We start from the raw sequence: 15,077 nt of genomic DNA, 5'->3' as shown, positions 1-15,077 counted from the left end.
AAGGAGGAGAAGATGCCTGCTCAGGCTGCGATATGAGCGATCTCGTTCCACATCTGCATGGCTGTTGCTCCCAGTTCGCGATGGTGAGCGGATGGTATGTCGTGGCGGGGGATATGAAAGAGGTTGGCGATCGGATCGTGGATGGAAGCAAAGCGCTGAAGCTGCCTCGCTGACTTGAAGCGTTTCATGATTCTCTCACGCCACGCCAGAGCCAGTGTTTCTTGCCGGCGATAGTGATGACAACCTCATCGAGGTGCCATTTGTCACCGAGCCTGCCGGCTGATCGCTTCCGAATAACATTGGCGAAATGCCGGCCGAACTTCTCCGCCCAGAGCCTGACGGTCTGGTGGGAGACGATGACTCCACGCGCCGCAAGCATATCCTTGACCGTGCGCAGACTGAGCGGAAAACGGAAATAGAGCCAAACGGCATGGGCAGTCACTTCCACAGGATATCGGTGGCGACGCAGATCCCACATCTTGATCCATACTCGGTGAACGTTACGGTGCCCCCGAGCTATCGTGAATCATGTCACTTGGATTGGGTGTGTCCGAACGACGGGCATGCCGGGTTTTCGGCAAAGGCATTTAGAATCATCGTTAAGCTCCACACCATCTGGAGCGGGAATTTCCCTGCCGATGGTCAACAGACAGCTAAGCACAGAGATTTGCGACAAATCTCACGGCTCCGTTCCACCGCTACCTCGGTTGCACCCCCTCATAGGTAAGCAATGTCAGCCCGATGTGCTCCACCAGCAATTCTATAGCCCGCTTCTCGTCTCTTTGCAGGGTCGCTTCCATCAGCGCCGTGTGGTGATCGACATTCGACGCACGTTCCAGAAGCGCGTTGTAGTGTTCCTCGCCCATCAGATCGGCGCCGCCGCCGGCTATCAATGTGGGGGAGAATACGAGATTGCGATGGTGACGATGAAGTTGGGTGCTGATCTGCTCGGCGAAACGCTTTAGCCAGATCGAAGGACTGCCGTTGAGCAGCGCGTTGTGAAAAGCATCGTGTCGCTGTTCCCAGCGTATCAGTTCGGTCTCGGGCATGTTCGCCCTGAGAGGCTTTGCCTGCTTCAGCGCATAGTGGGCGGCGACCAGTTGCTGTTCCCAGGTTTCATCGCCGGCGTGGATCGCCTCGCGCAACAAATCAGACTCGATCGTCACACGGGCCCTCTGCAGATCGAGCAACTCGCTTCGCGACACGCCAGCGACGCGGTAGCCTCGGTTCGGCGAGAAGGTGACCAGCCTTTCGGTCTCGAGCCTGGACAGGGCCTCTCGCAGCGGCGTCCAGCCGAGCTCATAACGCTCCTTGAGCGAAGATATAGTCAGCGGAGTTTCCGGTGCGAGATGGGCGTCGAGAATGTCTCGTCGTAGCAGTTCGTACGCCTTTTCCGCCTTGGAAATTTCCCCGCTGCGCATGGTGGACACTTCGGTCATATCGTCCTCATTATATTTAACCGCGCAGATTATACATAATTGTTGCGCAGTTTGCAAAGCGCTGCTAGCTTTATCTCGCTGGCATCGATCCGCAAGGGAGTTTCGACCCGACATGACACGCCGGCAAATAGATTCAAACGCTAACCGGGCCGCCCTACAGTAGGCACTCCGGAGCAAACAAAAGCGGGGAACGGATATGAAGAAGCTCTTTGTCTTGGCCGCAGTATTTTGCGCGGGATCTTACGCGACGACCTCTCATGCGGCTTTCGATTGCAAGGACGGCGCCGTCACCATTGGTGTGGCGCGCGCCAAGACGGGTGGATTTGCATTCTTCGACGTTGCGGGCGCGCGCGGGCTGGAAGTCGGCATCGACGAGATCAATGCGGCTGGCGGCATCGAAGGGTGCGAGATCAAACTCATCCAGGGCGACACGCAGTCCAATCCCGCGATGACTGGCCAAGTGGCGGACGAGCTTATCAAACAGGGTGCGCAGCTCATCATTGCGCCGTCTGATTTCGATGCAGGCGTTGGCGCCTCTATCGCTGCGCAGGCGTCCGGCTTGTTTTCAATTTCACCGGAAGCGTCATCCGTGGCCTGGACCCAGGCCGTACAGCCTAATTTCTTCGTCGGCGGCATGACCGAGGGCGACCTTGGAGCCACCATCGGGGGCTTCGCCAATAAGAAGGGCTGGGAAGGCGCCTATATCGTCACCAATACGGCCTACAGCTTTTTCACCGAGCAGGAAAAAGTCTTCCGCACTGTCTATAAAGGCAAGATAGTCGGCCAGGATGCAGTCAATGAGGACACGTCGGATTATTCCGCCGTTGTGTCCAAGATCCGTTCGGCAGGTGACGAGGTCAAGGTTATCTTTCTCAATGACTATTTCCCGCATGTCGGCACTTTCCTCAAGCAGGCACGGGCTGCCGGCATCAAGGCAGCAGTGGTAGGCAACGGCACTTTCTCCTCGACGACGCTGCCACAGGTTGTTGGCGCCGATGGCTTGCAGGACGTCTACTATGTCGCCTCCGCCTATTATGAAGGCAAGGACATCAATCCCGCTCTCAAGAGGATGATTGATGCCTATCAAACCAAATTCGGCACTTTCCCGGAGAACACCAACGCCATCGTTTCCTATTATGCCGCTTATATTCTCGCGGACGCGTTGAAGACAGCGGGTTCAACCGATGCCAGTGCCCTGACCAAGGCCGTGCTTGCACAGAAGGATCTCAAGCTGCCGGGGGCGATCTACTATGGTTGGGCCGACCGTTACCCATCGGTCAGCGCTACAGTCGTCGGCTTTGACGCGAGTGGCGCGTTCAAGGAAGTCGAACTGCTCGATCCCCGTTCTTTCAAATGAGCGTGGCTGCGATGCGGCATGGTGATATGGCTGGCGGGACGACACTCGTTGCCGCCGGCATCGTCAAGCACTTCCAGGGAGTCGTGGCTCTCGACGGCGTCGACATTGCCCTGGAGCCGGGACGCGTGACCGGCCTCTTCGGCCCGAATGGCTCCGGCAAGACGACTCTGGTCAATTGCCTCTCCGGTGTGTTGACACCGACCAAGGGCACCATAGGACTGGGCGGAACTCGCATAGAGAACCTGGCGCGCGAACGCCGCGCCCGTTTGGGCCTGGTGCGGACCTATCAAAACCTGCGACTGTTTCCGGCGCTCTCGGTTGCCGAGAACGTCGAGACAGGTCTGTTCGCTGCCGATCCTGCGCTGGGCGGCAAGGCAAGGCGACAGCTGATCGACGAAGCGCTCGACCTTCAGGGATTGCGGCCCCATGCACACAAGGCGGTCAGCACGCTGCCTTACGGACTCCAGAAACGGACCGAAATCGCCCGTGCGCTGATATCGCATCCGCGTGTCCTTCTGCTCGACGAACCTGCGGCGGGTCTCGGCGCCGGCGACTGGCAAAGCCTTGTTGAATCGTTGAAAGTCGCGCGGCAGCAGATGGGTTTTGCAATGCTGCTCATCGATCACAACGTTGCTTTCGTCACCGCGCTTGCCGACACTTTGACAGTGCTGGCCAATGGCCGGGTGATCCTGAGCGGCGAGCCGCAGCATGTGCTCGCCAACAGTGAGGTCGCACGGATATATCTGGGAGACGCGCATGCTGCGACTTGAAAATGCCGCAACCGGTTACGGTCGCATCCGCGTGCTGGACAGCTTGGCGCTTGAACTCGGCGAAGGCAGGGTGCTGGCGGTGATCGGCCCCAACGGCGCCGGAAAATCAACCTTGATGCGGGCGATGTGCGGTTCGGTCCCGCTGTGGGATGGGCAAGTGCTCTACGAAGGCACGGACATCACACGGCTTTCGGCCGAAGCACGCAGCGAGCGCGGACTTATCCTCTGCCCCGAAGGACGGCGCATCTTCTCATCACTGTCGATCGAGGAAAATCTGATGCTCGGCGCAACGCCGTTGCGCGGCCAGCTCGGCCGAAGCTTCGCCGGGGCAGTCAAGGACGGCCTTGAGCGCGCCTACTCGATTTTTCCCATCCTCAAGGAGCGTCGGCAAAATTCTGGCGGCGCGCTGTCCGGCGGCCAGCAACAGATGCTGGCAATTGCCCGCGCGCTTATGGCCCGACCGAAGCTCCTTTTGCTCGACGAGCCTTCGCTAGGCCTGTCACCAAAAATGGCCGACGATGTCTATGCGACGCTCCACCTGCTCAAAAAGCAGGGGCTGACGATCATCGTCGTCGAGGAAGCGGCGGGACGGCCGCTGGCGCTCGCCGACGATGCGATCGTCATGCGCAACGGCTGCATCGTTCGCCGCGACAGTGCCGAAAAACTTCGGCAATCGGGCAACCTTGCTTCGGCCTATCTCGGAGTGGAAACTGCATGAACCTCTTGCAAATGTTTGTCGACGGCCTCAGCAGCGGGACACTCTATGTACTGCTTGCGCTAGGGCTGAGTCTGGTCTTCAGCGTCATGGGGCTTATCAATTTCGCCTATGGCGGCCTGATCGTCTGGTCGGGCTATGCGCTCTACCTGCTTGACGCGATGGGTCTGCCCTACCCAATCAGCCTTGCAGGTTCGGTTGTGTTTGCGATGCTGCTGTCGATGGCGGTGGGCCGGATCGCCTTCCTGCCGTTTGTCGGCGCGCCAGGCGCGACGTTGCTGCTCGCTTCGTTCGGTGTCGCGATGGCGCTGCAGGCGCTCGCCGTCATGGTGTTCGGCGAGGGTCCCCGCGTCGTGCCAACGCCATCGGCGCTGATCACCTCGCTCGACCTCGGTATCGTGCGCGTCTCTGTCCTCCAACTGGTGGCCTTGGCTCTCGGGGCGGCCGTGCTGATCGGACTTGATTTCCTGATCCACAAGACCCGCTACGGCATCGAGATCCGCGCCGCCGCCGAGGATGCGGCCACTGCGCGATTGATGGCAGTGCGCTCCTCCCGGGTGCTGATGCTGGTATTCGCGCTCAGCGGCTTCATCGCAGCGATTGTGGCGTTCGTCTGGTTCGCGCAAACGGGTACTGTGACGCCACGCGCAGACTTCAACCCGACGCTGAAGGCGTTCATCGCCGTCGTGCTCGGCGGTCTAGGGACCGTGCGCGGCGCCGTCATCGGCGGGCTTGCGCTCGGCATGCTCGAAAGCGTTCTGTCCGCAACGCTCGATGCGCCGCTGATCAACTACCAACAGACGCTGGCCTTCGTGCTGGTTATTCTCATTCTGCTTCTGCGCCCACAGGGCATAGCCGGCAAGACGCTGGAGGTGTCGAAATGATGCCGTTCCTGTCAATTGACAAGCCGCTTGGTCGCACCGGCTATGGCGCCGCAGTCGGCGGCGCGGTTCTGCTTTCCGGGGTCTTTGTCGGGCTGCTCGCGGTATTGGATATCGTAACCGCTGGTCAGTACAGCGCGCTTATCGTCAGCCTCGGCATCTCGATCGTGCTGACCATGGGCTACCAGATATTCGCCGGCAGCACTGGCATTGTTTCATTCGGACATCCCGGTTTCGTCGCGGTCGGTGCCTATGCAGCCGGGCTCGTCTCGGTGCCTGCCGGCATGAAGGCCGCTACGCTGCCGCATCTACCGGCCTTTCTGGCTACCGCGCAGCTGGGAATGGTTCCGGCCATCCTGCTCGGAGGGTTGGCGGCGGCACTCGTGGCGCTGCTCATCGGACCGATCGTCATGCGGCTTGCCGGCGCCGCCGCGGGCATCATGACGTTCGGCTTTTTGGTGATCATGAACGAGCTCCTGCGCAATGCCGACGCCCTGACGCGCGGCAACCAGACCTTTTTCGGCGTGCCGAAGCTTGCCGATTTCTGGAGCGTGTACACAGCGGTGATCCTGGTGGCGGCGCTCGCAGCAGCGTTCAAGTTCTCCCGGCCAGGCTTACGTGCGCGGGCGGTGCGCGAAGATGCGCTTGCGGCAGAGACGGCCGGCATCAATCTCGTGACCGCGCGACTATGGCCGTGGGTGCTGTCCGCCTTCGTCATGGGCTGCGGCGGCGCGCTGATGGCGTTTTTCCTCACCGCGTTCTCGCCCAAATCTTTCTACACCGCACTGGTCATCCCGATGATGGTCATGGCGGTATTGGGCGGCCTCAACAGTGTGGCCGGCGCTATCGTCGGCACCATCCTGCTGACGTTCTGGGAACAGCTCATGCGTGGGTTGGAAAGTGGCGGCCTGGGGTTTTCGGTGCCGCTTGGCACCTCGCAGCTGACTCTGGGCGTGGTGTTGGTGCTGACGCTCTATCTGCGGCCCGGCGGTTTGCTCGGGGCGCTCGAACTGATGCTCGGAAAACCGGCATCGCGACTGGACGGCAAGAAGCAGGGAGACGAAAGCCGATGACGTCAGAACAATACAAGGAAAGTGGTGCCGGCCCGGCGGTGATTTTCAATCACGGCACGCTGATGGACTACACGATGTTCGATCCGCAGCTCGCCTTCCTTGCCGCCAACGGCTACCGGGCGATCTCCCAGAACAGCCGCGTGCTGCTCGGAAAGGCGACGCCGCACACGCTGGTTGATCTCGCCGACGATACGGCGGCCCTCGGTGAAAAGCTCGGCCTTTCCAGCTACGTCGTCGCGGGCATGTCGACCGGCGCGTTCATGGCTGTGGATTTTGGGCTGAAATATCTGGATCGCGCCGATGGCTTCATCATTATCGAGGGCCAGGCTTGTGCCTATCCCGAGGATGCGCAGATCGCCTTTGACGCCGAATTCGAGAAGTTCAACGTCGACGGAATGGTATCCCGCGAACGTGCGGAATGGGCCGCGCCATTCTGCTTCGGCGAATATACCTATGCCAACAATCCCGGCCTGGTTGACCACTGGATCGATCACTGGACGACAAAAATCCCGTCCCGCGCCGTCTGGGCGCAAGGCGCATCCTGGGTGCATAAGCCCGACTTGACAGAACGCCTGCGCGAGATCGACAAGCCGGTGCTGATCATCCATGCCGCGGGCGACATGCCGGTTCCCATCGAGCGCGCCTACTCCATGCTGGAAAAGCTGCCGGATGCCACGCTGGTCAAAGTGCCCAAATCCGGACACACCTCGAACCTCGAAAACGCCGAGGTTGTAAACTATGCAATTCTCGGCTTTCTCGACCGCATCTACAAGCGTCGAAGCCGAACCTAGATTTGAAGCCAAGGGCTGCGAAGTAGTCTTGGCATTGGGGTGATGCGTCCATGGCGCTGATGTCGCTGGAAGCCTTCCGGGCTTTATCAACAATGTGCTCCACTTCGCACTGAAATGGCCTTTGCGCTTTGCAAAGGCCATTTTGTTGACGTTGAAGCCGGACTGGGCAGGGCTGTATGAACAGTTTCCATGCGCAGCGGCTTTAACCGGCCGTAAAACCTGCGTCGACTGCCAGTACGGCGCCGGTTATCAGCGACGCATCATCAGATGCCAGGAAGAGAACGGCGTCGGCGATCTCGCGCGGCTTGGCAAGACGCTGGTGCAGGGGGTGGATTTTGCCATACTCAGCCAGCGTCGGCTCGAGATCCGAATTGTCTGGCAGCACTGAGACGATCATCGGCGTCCGCACCGCGCCGGGGCAGACGCAATTGACGCGAATCCGGCCTGCATAATCCAGCGCCATCCCCTTCGTAAGCTGCACCACGCCGGCCTTGGTTGGTCCATAGGCGCATTCGTTCGTCCAGCCCACCAGCGCCAGTGCCGAGGCGATGTTGACAATCGCCCCGCCGCTCTTGTCGAGATGTGGCAGTGCCGCCCGCGAGCAAAGGAACGGTCCGGTGAGGTTGACCTCTATGGTTTGGCGCCAGCCATCGAGCGTGGTCGTGCCTGCCGGCTCTTGCGGCCCGGCAATGCCGGCATTGTTGACGAGGATGTCGAGGCCGCCGCGACGAGCAACCGCCTCGGCCATCGCGGCCTCGACGGACTGCTCGTCGGCGACGTCCACCTTGATCCCCACTCCGCCATTCGGCAGGCTTGCCGCGACGGCCGCCGCGGCGCTTCCGTCGATGTCGGCACAGATGATGAAGGCGCCTTCCTGCGCCAGTCTTTCGGCGATTGCCTGTCCGATGCCGCGGCCGGCGCCGGTCACGAAGGCTGTTCTATTTTGCAGACGTCTGGCCATTTTCGTCTTCTCCGTTCTATCGCGCCGTCGTGCCGCCATCGACGGCGAGCGCGATGCCGGTGATGAAGTTGGCTTCGTCCGAGGCGAGGAATGCCACGGCCGCAGCTATTTCGTAGGGCTTGCCCATGCGCCCGATCGGCTGGTCTGCCTCCGCCGCCGCCCGTGCCGCTGCCGGATCCGGCTGCGCGGCGATCCAGTCCTGGACCAGCCGAGTTTCCACAAAACAAGGGCAGACGCAGTTGACCCGGATCGCATCGGCTGCACCGTCCAACGCCGCGGCGCGGGTGAACTGCACGACCCCGCCCTTGCTCGCGCAATAGGCCGCCTGCCCGTGCTGGCCGACGAGACCGGCGTCGGAGGCGATGTTGACCACCGAACCACCGTGACCCCGCATGGCCCGCATTGCCGCCGCCGTGACGTGGAACGTACCATTGAGGTTAACCAGAACGGTCTTGTTCCAGTCGGCAACCAACGTCTCCTGGGTGGTGCCGGCAATGGCGATGCCGGCGGCGTTGACCACCACATCGAGCCGCCCATCGGTTGCGATGACATTGTCGATCGTGCTGGCCACCATCGCTTCGTCGGATACATCAAGCGGCAGGTAACGGGCGACCTGAAGCACGGCATCATCTGCAGGCGGAGCGTTGCGGTCGACGATCCAGACGCTTGCACCCTCCGCAGCGAGACGCAGTGCAGTAGCGCGGCCGATTCCCGAGGCGCCACCGGTTACAAAGGCGGTTCGACCCTCGAACCGGCGAAGCTCCCAGGCCAGCATGCGGGTAGTTTCGGATGTGCGATCGTCAGCTTCTTCGGTTGTTGTCATCGTTGTCACTCCCATTCAAACGACTTTTGCCCTGACCCTGTAGGCCGGCTGGTCCCAAAGCCTGTCCCGCATCACCTTCACCAGCACGTGGGCTGCCTGCCAGACATCCTCATGGCTGAGATAAAGCGGCGTCAAACCGAAGCGCATGATGTCGGGGGTACGAAAATCGCCGATGACGTTTTGGGCGATCAGTGCCTGCACTCCCGCGTAAGCTTCCTCGAAGCGGAAGGCGATCTGGCTGCCACGTTGATTGGGAGCGAGCGGCGTTACCAGTTCGAGTTCCGGGCATTCCGGCACCACGACCGACGAAAAAATCTCGAACAGCCGATCAGCCTTGGCGCGCAAGGCAAGCATGTCGACGCCGTCGAAAATATCGAGTGCCGAATCCAGCGCTGCCAACGACAGAATCGGCGGCGTGCCTACCCGCATCCGCTCGATCGAGGGGGCCGGCGCATAGTCGTCGACAAAGTTGAACGGCGTCGCATGACCGAACCAGCCGGTGATTGGTTGCCGAAGATCCTTGATATGTTGGGGCGCCACATAGGCAAAGGCCGGAGCGCCGGGGCCGCCATTCAGGAACTTGTAGCCGCAGCCGACAGCAAAATCGACGTTGGCCGCGGCAAGTTCGACCTTGAAGGCGCCCGCGCTGTGTGCGAGGTCCCAGATCGTGAGAGCCCCGCCGGCATGGGCCAGACGTGTCAATTCTGCCATATCCAGACGCCGACCGGTGCGATAATTGACCTCCGTCAGCAAAACTACGGCAACCTCGTCGTTGATTGCATCCGCCAGCTCGTCGGTAGCCACGGTCCTCAGCTCGTAGCCGTCCGCCAGCAAATCGATCAGGCCCTGTGCAATATGCAGGTCGGTCGGGAAGTTGTTGCGCTCGGAGAGGATAACACGCCGTGATGGCCGAGCGTGAAGGGCCGCGGCAAGAACCTTGAAAAGATTGATCGATGTGGAATCGCAGACCGCGACTGTCCCCTTGGGCACACCGATCAACCCTTCGATTTTTCCCGCGATCTTGGTCGGCAGGTCGATCCAATCATGCGTGTTCCAGCTGCGGATCAGGCCTTCCCCCCACTGTTGCGAGACCACATCTGCGACATGCCGCCGGGTGGCGCCCTGCATCGGCCCCAGCGAGTTGCCATCGAGATAGATGACGCCTTCGGGTATTTCGAACGCGTTGCGCAACGGCGCGAAAAGATCTTCCCTGTCCAGTGCCTGAACGTCGGCCCTCGTCATTCGCATTACTGCTCCTTTGCACTCGTCCATTTGCATATCGCCATTGCGTCTGCTTTCGCACTATGCATAATGCAGTACATTATATATAATCAAGCGGCAAGTTCAGATTGTCGTCGGTGGAGGCCTGCCATGTGTGGAAAATGCGCGATCACCGTGAACGGATTGATCCGACCTGCGGAGATGGGCATTACCCTTCCGCACGAACATCTGCTGATCGACTTCAGCTGCCGCTATGTCGCCGCAGCCGATGAAGGCGAGCTGTCCGCACAACAGCCGGCGCTGGCGGATCGCTGGCGCCTGCTCAGGACACCGGCCGGATACAAGGTCAATCTGGAGGGCACGGATCTCGACCAGTCTGCTGCAGAGGCACTTTGGTTCAAGAAGTCCGGCGGGCGCACCATCGTCGATCTCACTGGTGTCGGTTTGGGCGCCGATGCCAGTGGCCTCAAGGAAGTGGCCGATCGCAGCGGGGTAAACGTCATCGCAGCCACTGGGCTTTACATCGACGCATCCCTGCCGGATTGGGTTCGAGAGGCCAGCACCGAGGAGCTTGCACAGCATCTGGTCGATGACATCATGCGCGGCGGGCGTGAAGGTATCCGACGCGGCGCGATCGGCGAGATAGCCATCGAGACCGCCACGGACCTCGAGTTGAAATGCCTGCGCGCCGCCGCCCGTGCCCAGTCGCGCACATCGGCGCCCTGTTTCCTCCACGTTATGTCCGGCATCCTGCCGTCGTTCCGCCCGCTCACCGACGAGTTGATCGCCATCTACCTTGAGGAGGGCGGCGAGATCGACAAGCTCGTTCTCTGCCACCAGGACGGTTCCGGCGACGACCTCGCCTATCAGGAGCGGCTGCTCGCCCGGGGACTCTGGCTCGAATATGATACGTTCGGTTCGGAAGGTGTCTTTGCCTTCGGCGAAGCCTATATCCAGTTGCCCACCGACACCCAGCGGATCGCCGAACTGGCGACGCTGATCGAGCGCGGCCACATCGGGCAACTGCTGATTTCCCAGGACGTCTGCTACCAGACCGGAAAGCGCAACTGGGGCGGTCACGGGCTCGCCCATATCCTTGACAGCCTCGCGCCGCGGTTCCGCGCCGCCGGGATCGGACAGGACAGGCTCACCAATTTGATGGTCGACAACCCGGCAAGGCTGCTCTGCTTCGCGGCAGAGAATGCTTCTGCTGGCTAACAAGGGATATGCACATGCTCGGACCGACGGGACATTCGGATAGCTTCGCGCGCGACAACCTGCCGCCGTTTTCACTATGGCCGGACATAGATCTTGGTACCTTCAACTATCCCGAATGGCTCAACGCCGCAGTGGAACTGACCGACCGGATGGTAGAGCGGGGTTTTGGCGATCGTATTGCGCTCATCGGCAATGGGCGCAAACGCACCTACAAGGAATTGACCGACTGGACCAATCGGCTCGCGCATGCGCTCGTGGAAAACTTCGGGCTCGAACCTGGCAACCGAGTGCTGATCCGTTCCGCCAACAATCCGGCAATGGTGGCCTGCTGGCTGGCAGCTACGAAAGCGGGCGCCGTGGTGGTCAACACCATGCCGATGCTGCGTGCCGGCGAACTGGCAAAGATCGTGGACAAGGCCGAGATTACCCTCGCGCTATGCGACACCAGGCTACTGGACGACTTGCAGGCCTGTGCCAAGGACAGCCATTTTCTCAGGACGGTGGTCGGCTTCGACGGTACGGCCAATCATGATGCCGAGCTCGACCGCGCCGCACTCGACAAGCCAGTCAAGTTCGACGCCGTGAAAACAGGCCGCGACGATGTCGCACTCCTGGGCTTCACGTCCGGCTCAACCGGCGTGCCGAAAGCCACGATGCATTTCCATCGCGACATCCTCATCATTGCCGACGCCTATGCGCGCGAGGTGCTTGAAGTGACGACAGACGATGTCTTCGTAGGCTCGCCGCCGCTCGCCTTTACGTTCGGACTCGGTGGGCTTGCGGTCTTCCCCTTACGTTTCGGCGCCAGCGCCGTTCTGATCGAGAATGCCACGCCGCCGAACCTCATCGAGATCATCCAGAAATACCAGGCAACCATATGCTTTACCGCACCGACCGCCTATCGGGCGATGATTGCTGCACACGGCGAGGGCGCCGACCTGTCGTCGCTGCGCGTCGCAGTCTCGGCGGGCGAGACGCTACCCGGTCCTGTCTTCGAGGACTGGATGCGTACGACCGGACGGCCGATCATCGACGGCATCGGCTCCACCGAAATGCTCCACATCTTCATTTCCAATCGGCTCGGCGAGCAAAAGCCCGGCTGCACAGGCCGGCCGCTGTCGGGATACCAGGCGAGAGTGGTCGATGAACACATGCGCGAGGTGCCGCGGGGCACGATAGGACAATTGGCGGTGCGGGGGCCGGTCGGATGCCGCTATCTCGATGATATCAGACAGAAAGACTATGCGCGCGACGGCTGGAACCTGACCGGCGATTCCTTCATCCAGAGCGAAGATGGATTCTTCCATTTCGCCGCCCGATCTGACGACATCATCCTGTCTGCAGGATACAACATTGCGGGTCCGGAAGTAGAAGCGGCGTTGTTGCTTCACCCGGCAGTACAAGAATGTGCCGTCATCGGCGCGCCCGACCACGCGCGCGGCGAAATCGTCAAAGCCTATGTAGTGCTCGCGGCCGGTGCCACGGCCGACCCAGACCTGGTCAAACACCTACAGGATCACGTCAAAGCGATGATCGCACCCTACAAATATCCCCGCTCAATCGTCTTCGCCGAGGAGCTACCAAAAACCGAGTCAGGCAAGATCCAGCGCTTTCGATTAAAAAATCAGACATGAATTGGATGCTGTCACGCTATCGGTCCACCGGAACGGCGGCGCAAGATGTGGAGCCCTAACTCACCCGTCTGGAGGCATCCTCCAGGCCGCAGTCCGATCGAAACATCCAATCACTGCGATGCAAAAAAGGGTCTGCGCGCTGCGAGACGATGTAGTGCTTACCCAGCGGATTGGAAATCCTCTTAATGTGATAACACTTTGTTTTTATTGTTATTTATTCAGTGTACGAATGTTATATGATGGTTACCGTACGTCAGTGCATGGTATCGCCGAAATAGTTTCTTATCACCGATAAGTACCTCTTATCGGAAGTGATATGGTTTGCTGATTGACCAACCTGTTTATCGGTCGTATCTTCCGCCAAACAAAGCCCGCAGGAGCGTATCATGACCACCACCGTCAAGGTGTCCGAAGCCAAAACCCATCTGTCCGAGTTGTTGGCCCGCGTCGAGGCCGGCGAAGACGTGATCATCGCGCGAGGCAACGATCCCATTGCCCGTCTCTCGCGCATCCGCAAGGAGACGGATCTGCAACTGCTTGTGAACGAGGTTCGCGTGGCCCGCGATAAAGCGCTGCTTTCCTCCCATGACGAACTGATGTCCTGGCGGGGCGAAGGTCGTCGGTAATGGCATTCATCATCGATGCGTCCATGGTAGCGGCATGGCTGTTGCCGGAGGAATATAGCCAAGCCGCCGAGGCGGTGATCGCGTCGATACCAGAACCCTGCCCTGTCCCATCCCTCTTCTGGTTCGAAGTCCGCAATATTTTGGCGATGGCCGAGCGGCGTGGCCGGATCGCTGCCGGAAGCGCGCTGCTCGGCATGGAGCGGGTCAGGCGCCTGCCGCTTGACGACGCAGGCAGTGGCAGCGACGGCGCAATCCTTCTTCTGGCGGCCAATCATGCGCTGAGCGCCTACGACGCAGCCTATCTGGCTCTGGCTACCAACCGCACCGCACCCCTGGCAACCCTCGACAGAAAGCTGGCGGCTGCGGCCCGCAAAGAAGGTGTCGCTATACTGGGGCCTTTTGCCCATGGAGACTGATCGCTCTTCAAACATTTCGGCTCGGGCTGAGACCCTCGACACGATCGCCGCCGTACTGCCGATCGACCGGCGCGACAAGCTCGCCGAACTGCTCACCGACCAGGATGTCGAGACGCTGCGCCATCTGGTTAACGAAGGCATGGGCGAAAACACGCTGCGGGCGTTGACCTCGGACCTCGCCTACCTGGAAGCCTGGTCGCTCGCCGCAATTGGCGCCCCCCTCCCCTGGCCGGCGCCAGAAGCGCTGCTGCTTAAGTTCGTGGCCCACCACTTGTGGGATCCTCGTCGGCGCGAGACAGATCCTGATCATGGCATGCCATCCGGGATCGACCAGACGCTCCGTGAAGACGGTTTCTTGAGATCATTCGGCCCGCACGCGCCAGATACGGTGCGCAGGCGGCTCGCCAGCTGGTCGACGCTGACGAAGTGGCGCGGTCTCGAAGGCGCTTTCGCCTCCCCCGCCCTCAAATCGGCGATCCGTCTCGCTGTCCGCGCGACACCACGCCAACGTCGCCGCAGGAGTGCCAAGGCCGTGACCGGCGATGTTCTGGCAAAACTGCTTGCCACCTGTGCGGGCGATAACCTTCGTGATCTCCGCGATCGGGCCATCCTGATGGTCGGCTTTGCCTCGGGCGGCCGCCGGCGGAGCGAAATCGCTGGTCTGCGCAAAGAGCAGTTGACGATCGAAGCACCGGTCACTGTCGATGGTGGCGCTCCCCTGCCCTCTCTTTCGATCCATCTCGGCCGCACCAAAACCAGTGGGGCCGAACACGACGAGGTCGTCTATCTGACCGGCCGGCCGGTCGACGCCCTAAACGCTTGGCTGGCGGCGTCGAAGATCGACAGCGGCAGCGTGTTTCGATCGATCGATCGCTGGGGCAATGTGTCCCGCCGGGCGCTGGACCCAAAGGCGGTCAATGACATTGTCAAGCAGCGTGTGGCGATGGCCGGGCTGGATGCTGGGGAGTTTTCCGCCCACGGATTGCGATCCGGTTACCTCACAGAAGCTGCCAACCGCGGCGTCCCGCTTCCCGAGGCGATGGAACAGTCACGGCATCGCTCCGTGCAGCAGGCGTCCAGCTACTACAACAATGCGACGCGGCGAACCGGGCGCGCCGCGCGCTTGTTGCCTTGATGAAGCGACAACGCTTG

Annotated in this window: 15 protein-coding genes and 1 pseudogene; 11 read left to right on the top strand and 5 right to left on the bottom strand. The window is 60.9% G+C overall.

The window, feature by feature from the left end; translation table 11 throughout:
* Positions 1-20: 20 nt before the first annotated feature.
* Positions 21-478: pseudogene (locus JJB09_RS15380) on the bottom strand (hypothetical protein).
* Positions 479-698: 220 nt separating this feature from the next.
* On the bottom strand, positions 699-1,439 hold the full coding sequence (locus JJB09_RS15375; RefSeq protein WP_246748746.1) for a GntR family transcriptional regulator: 741 nt from the start codon (positions 1,437-1,439) through the stop codon (positions 699-701).
* A 196-nt stretch (positions 1,440-1,635) separates the two neighbouring features.
* Between JJB09_RS15375 and JJB09_RS15370 the strand changes: the two genes are divergently transcribed.
* The 6 genes from JJB09_RS15370 to JJB09_RS15345 are packed head-to-tail and all read left to right on the top strand — an operon-like array spanning position 1,636 to position 7,026.
* On the top strand, positions 1,636-2,796 hold the full coding sequence (locus JJB09_RS15370) for an ABC transporter substrate-binding protein (protein ID WP_201659860.1): 1,161 nt from the start codon (positions 1,636-1,638) through the stop codon (positions 2,794-2,796).
* Positions 2,797-2,807: 11 nt separating this feature from the next.
* On the top strand, positions 2,808-3,566 hold the full coding sequence (locus JJB09_RS15365) for an ABC transporter ATP-binding protein (RefSeq protein ID WP_201659858.1): 759 nt from the start codon (positions 2,808-2,810) through the stop codon (positions 3,564-3,566).
* Positions 3,553-4,284 carry an ABC transporter ATP-binding protein gene (locus JJB09_RS15360; RefSeq protein WP_201659856.1) on the top strand — a complete coding sequence of 244 codons (732 nt, stop codon included), beginning with the start codon at positions 3,553-3,555 and terminating at the stop codon, positions 4,282-4,284. The genes JJB09_RS15365 and JJB09_RS15360 overlap by 14 nt, the downstream gene beginning before the upstream one ends.
* Entirely contained in the window at positions 4,281-5,165 is an 885-nt protein-coding gene (locus tag JJB09_RS15355; protein ID WP_201659854.1) for a branched-chain amino acid ABC transporter permease, read from the top strand. The genes JJB09_RS15360 and JJB09_RS15355 overlap by 4 nt, the downstream gene beginning before the upstream one ends.
* On the top strand, positions 5,162-6,235 hold the full coding sequence (locus JJB09_RS15350; RefSeq protein ID WP_201659852.1) for a branched-chain amino acid ABC transporter permease: 1,074 nt from the start codon (positions 5,162-5,164) through the stop codon (positions 6,233-6,235). Before JJB09_RS15355 ends, JJB09_RS15350 begins: the two co-directional genes overlap by 4 nt.
* Positions 6,232-7,026 (top strand): alpha/beta fold hydrolase, encoded by a 795-nt coding sequence (locus JJB09_RS15345; protein ID WP_201659850.1) that lies wholly within the window; start codon positions 6,232-6,234, stop codon positions 7,024-7,026. The genes JJB09_RS15350 and JJB09_RS15345 overlap by 4 nt, the downstream gene beginning before the upstream one ends.
* 202 nt (positions 7,027-7,228) lie before the next feature.
* On the opposite strand, the gene JJB09_RS15340 is transcribed toward JJB09_RS15345, so the two are convergent.
* From JJB09_RS15340 to kynU, 3 genes are read right to left on the bottom strand one after another with little or no spacing between them, the layout of a single operon-like run.
* Positions 7,229-7,987: an SDR family NAD(P)-dependent oxidoreductase gene (locus JJB09_RS15340; RefSeq protein ID WP_201659847.1), complete on the bottom strand. Its 759-nt coding sequence runs from the start codon at positions 7,985-7,987 to the stop codon at positions 7,229-7,231.
* Between the two features lie 16 nt (positions 7,988-8,003).
* Positions 8,004-8,810 carry an SDR family NAD(P)-dependent oxidoreductase gene (locus JJB09_RS15335; protein ID WP_201659845.1) on the bottom strand — a complete coding sequence of 269 codons (807 nt, stop codon included), beginning with the start codon at positions 8,808-8,810 and terminating at the stop codon, positions 8,004-8,006.
* 15 nt (positions 8,811-8,825) lie between these two features.
* Complete coding sequence (gene kynU, locus JJB09_RS15330) at positions 8,826-10,058, bottom strand: kynureninase (RefSeq protein WP_246748745.1); 1,233 nt, start codon at positions 10,056-10,058, stop codon at positions 8,826-8,828.
* 123 nt (positions 10,059-10,181) lie between these two features.
* Here kynU and JJB09_RS15325 point away from each other — a divergent pair, with 123 nt between their 5' ends.
* The 5 genes from JJB09_RS15325 (at position 10,182) to JJB09_RS15305 (ending at position 15,060) form a co-directional block, all read left to right on the top strand.
* Entirely contained in the window at positions 10,182-11,249 is a 1,068-nt protein-coding gene (locus JJB09_RS15325) for a phosphotriesterase family protein (protein WP_201659842.1), read from the top strand.
* Positions 11,250-11,263: 14 nt separating this feature from the next.
* A complete protein-coding gene (locus JJB09_RS15320; RefSeq protein ID WP_201659839.1) occupies positions 11,264-12,883 on the top strand; it encodes an AMP-binding protein in 1,620 nt (539 codons plus the stop codon).
* Positions 12,884-13,269: 386 nt separating this feature from the next.
* Positions 13,270-13,509, top strand: coding sequence for a type II toxin-antitoxin system Phd/YefM family antitoxin (locus JJB09_RS15315; RefSeq protein ID WP_201659836.1), 240 nt, complete (start codon positions 13,270-13,272; stop codon positions 13,507-13,509).
* Positions 13,509-13,925: a type II toxin-antitoxin system VapC family toxin gene (locus tag JJB09_RS15310; protein WP_201659833.1), complete on the top strand. Its 417-nt coding sequence runs from the start codon at positions 13,509-13,511 to the stop codon at positions 13,923-13,925. Before JJB09_RS15315 ends, JJB09_RS15310 begins: the two co-directional genes overlap by 1 nt.
* Positions 13,915-15,060, top strand: a complete 1,146-nt coding sequence (locus JJB09_RS15305) for a site-specific integrase (protein WP_201659830.1) — start codon at positions 13,915-13,917, stop codon at positions 15,058-15,060. The genes JJB09_RS15310 and JJB09_RS15305 overlap by 11 nt, the downstream gene beginning before the upstream one ends.
* The last annotated feature ends 17 nt before the right edge of the window (positions 15,061-15,077 follow it).

It is taken from the genome of Phytoamicus setariae (assembly GCF_016722925.1).
Taxonomy (GTDB): Bacteria; Pseudomonadota; Alphaproteobacteria; order Rhizobiales; family Rhizobiaceae; genus Rhizobium_E; species Rhizobium_E setariae.
This window is presented reverse-complemented; position numbering and strand designations above follow the sequence as displayed.

Bases quoted from the DNA above. Each gene is read 5' to 3' on its own strand.
- JJB09_RS15305 (WP_201659830.1), top strand. From the start codon at position 13,915: ATGGAGACTGATCGCTCTTCAAACATTTCGGCTCGGGCTGAGACCCTC.
- JJB09_RS15320 (WP_201659839.1), top strand. From the start codon at position 11,264: ATGCTCGGACCGACGGGACATTCGGATAGCTTCGCGCGCGACAACCTG.
- JJB09_RS15340 (WP_201659847.1), bottom strand. From the start codon at position 7,987: ATGGCCAGACGTCTGCAAAATAGAACAGCCTTCGTGACCGGCGCCGGC.
- JJB09_RS15345 (WP_201659850.1), top strand. From the start codon at position 6,232: ATGACGTCAGAACAATACAAGGAAAGTGGTGCCGGCCCGGCGGTGATT.
- JJB09_RS15315 (WP_201659836.1), top strand. From the start codon at position 13,270: ATGACCACCACCGTCAAGGTGTCCGAAGCCAAAACCCATCTGTCCGAG.
- JJB09_RS15365 (WP_201659858.1), top strand. From the start codon at position 2,808: ATGCGGCATGGTGATATGGCTGGCGGGACGACACTCGTTGCCGCCGGC.
- JJB09_RS15325 (WP_201659842.1), top strand. From the start codon at position 10,182: ATGTGTGGAAAATGCGCGATCACCGTGAACGGATTGATCCGACCTGCG.
- JJB09_RS15370 (WP_201659860.1), top strand. From the start codon at position 1,636: ATGAAGAAGCTCTTTGTCTTGGCCGCAGTATTTTGCGCGGGATCTTAC.
- JJB09_RS15360 (WP_201659856.1), top strand. From the start codon at position 3,553: ATGCTGCGACTTGAAAATGCCGCAACCGGTTACGGTCGCATCCGCGTG.
- JJB09_RS15335 (WP_201659845.1), bottom strand. From the start codon at position 8,810: ATGACAACAACCGAAGAAGCTGACGATCGCACATCCGAAACTACCCGC.
- JJB09_RS15350 (WP_201659852.1), top strand. From the start codon at position 5,162: ATGATGCCGTTCCTGTCAATTGACAAGCCGCTTGGTCGCACCGGCTAT.
- JJB09_RS15355 (WP_201659854.1), top strand. From the start codon at position 4,281: ATGAACCTCTTGCAAATGTTTGTCGACGGCCTCAGCAGCGGGACACTC.
- JJB09_RS15310 (WP_201659833.1), top strand. From the start codon at position 13,509: ATGGCATTCATCATCGATGCGTCCATGGTAGCGGCATGGCTGTTGCCG.
- JJB09_RS15375 (WP_246748746.1), bottom strand. From the start codon at position 1,439: ATGACCGAAGTGTCCACCATGCGCAGCGGGGAAATTTCCAAGGCGGAA.
- kynU (WP_246748745.1), bottom strand. From the start codon at position 10,058: ATGCGAATGACGAGGGCCGACGTTCAGGCACTGGACAGGGAAGATCTT.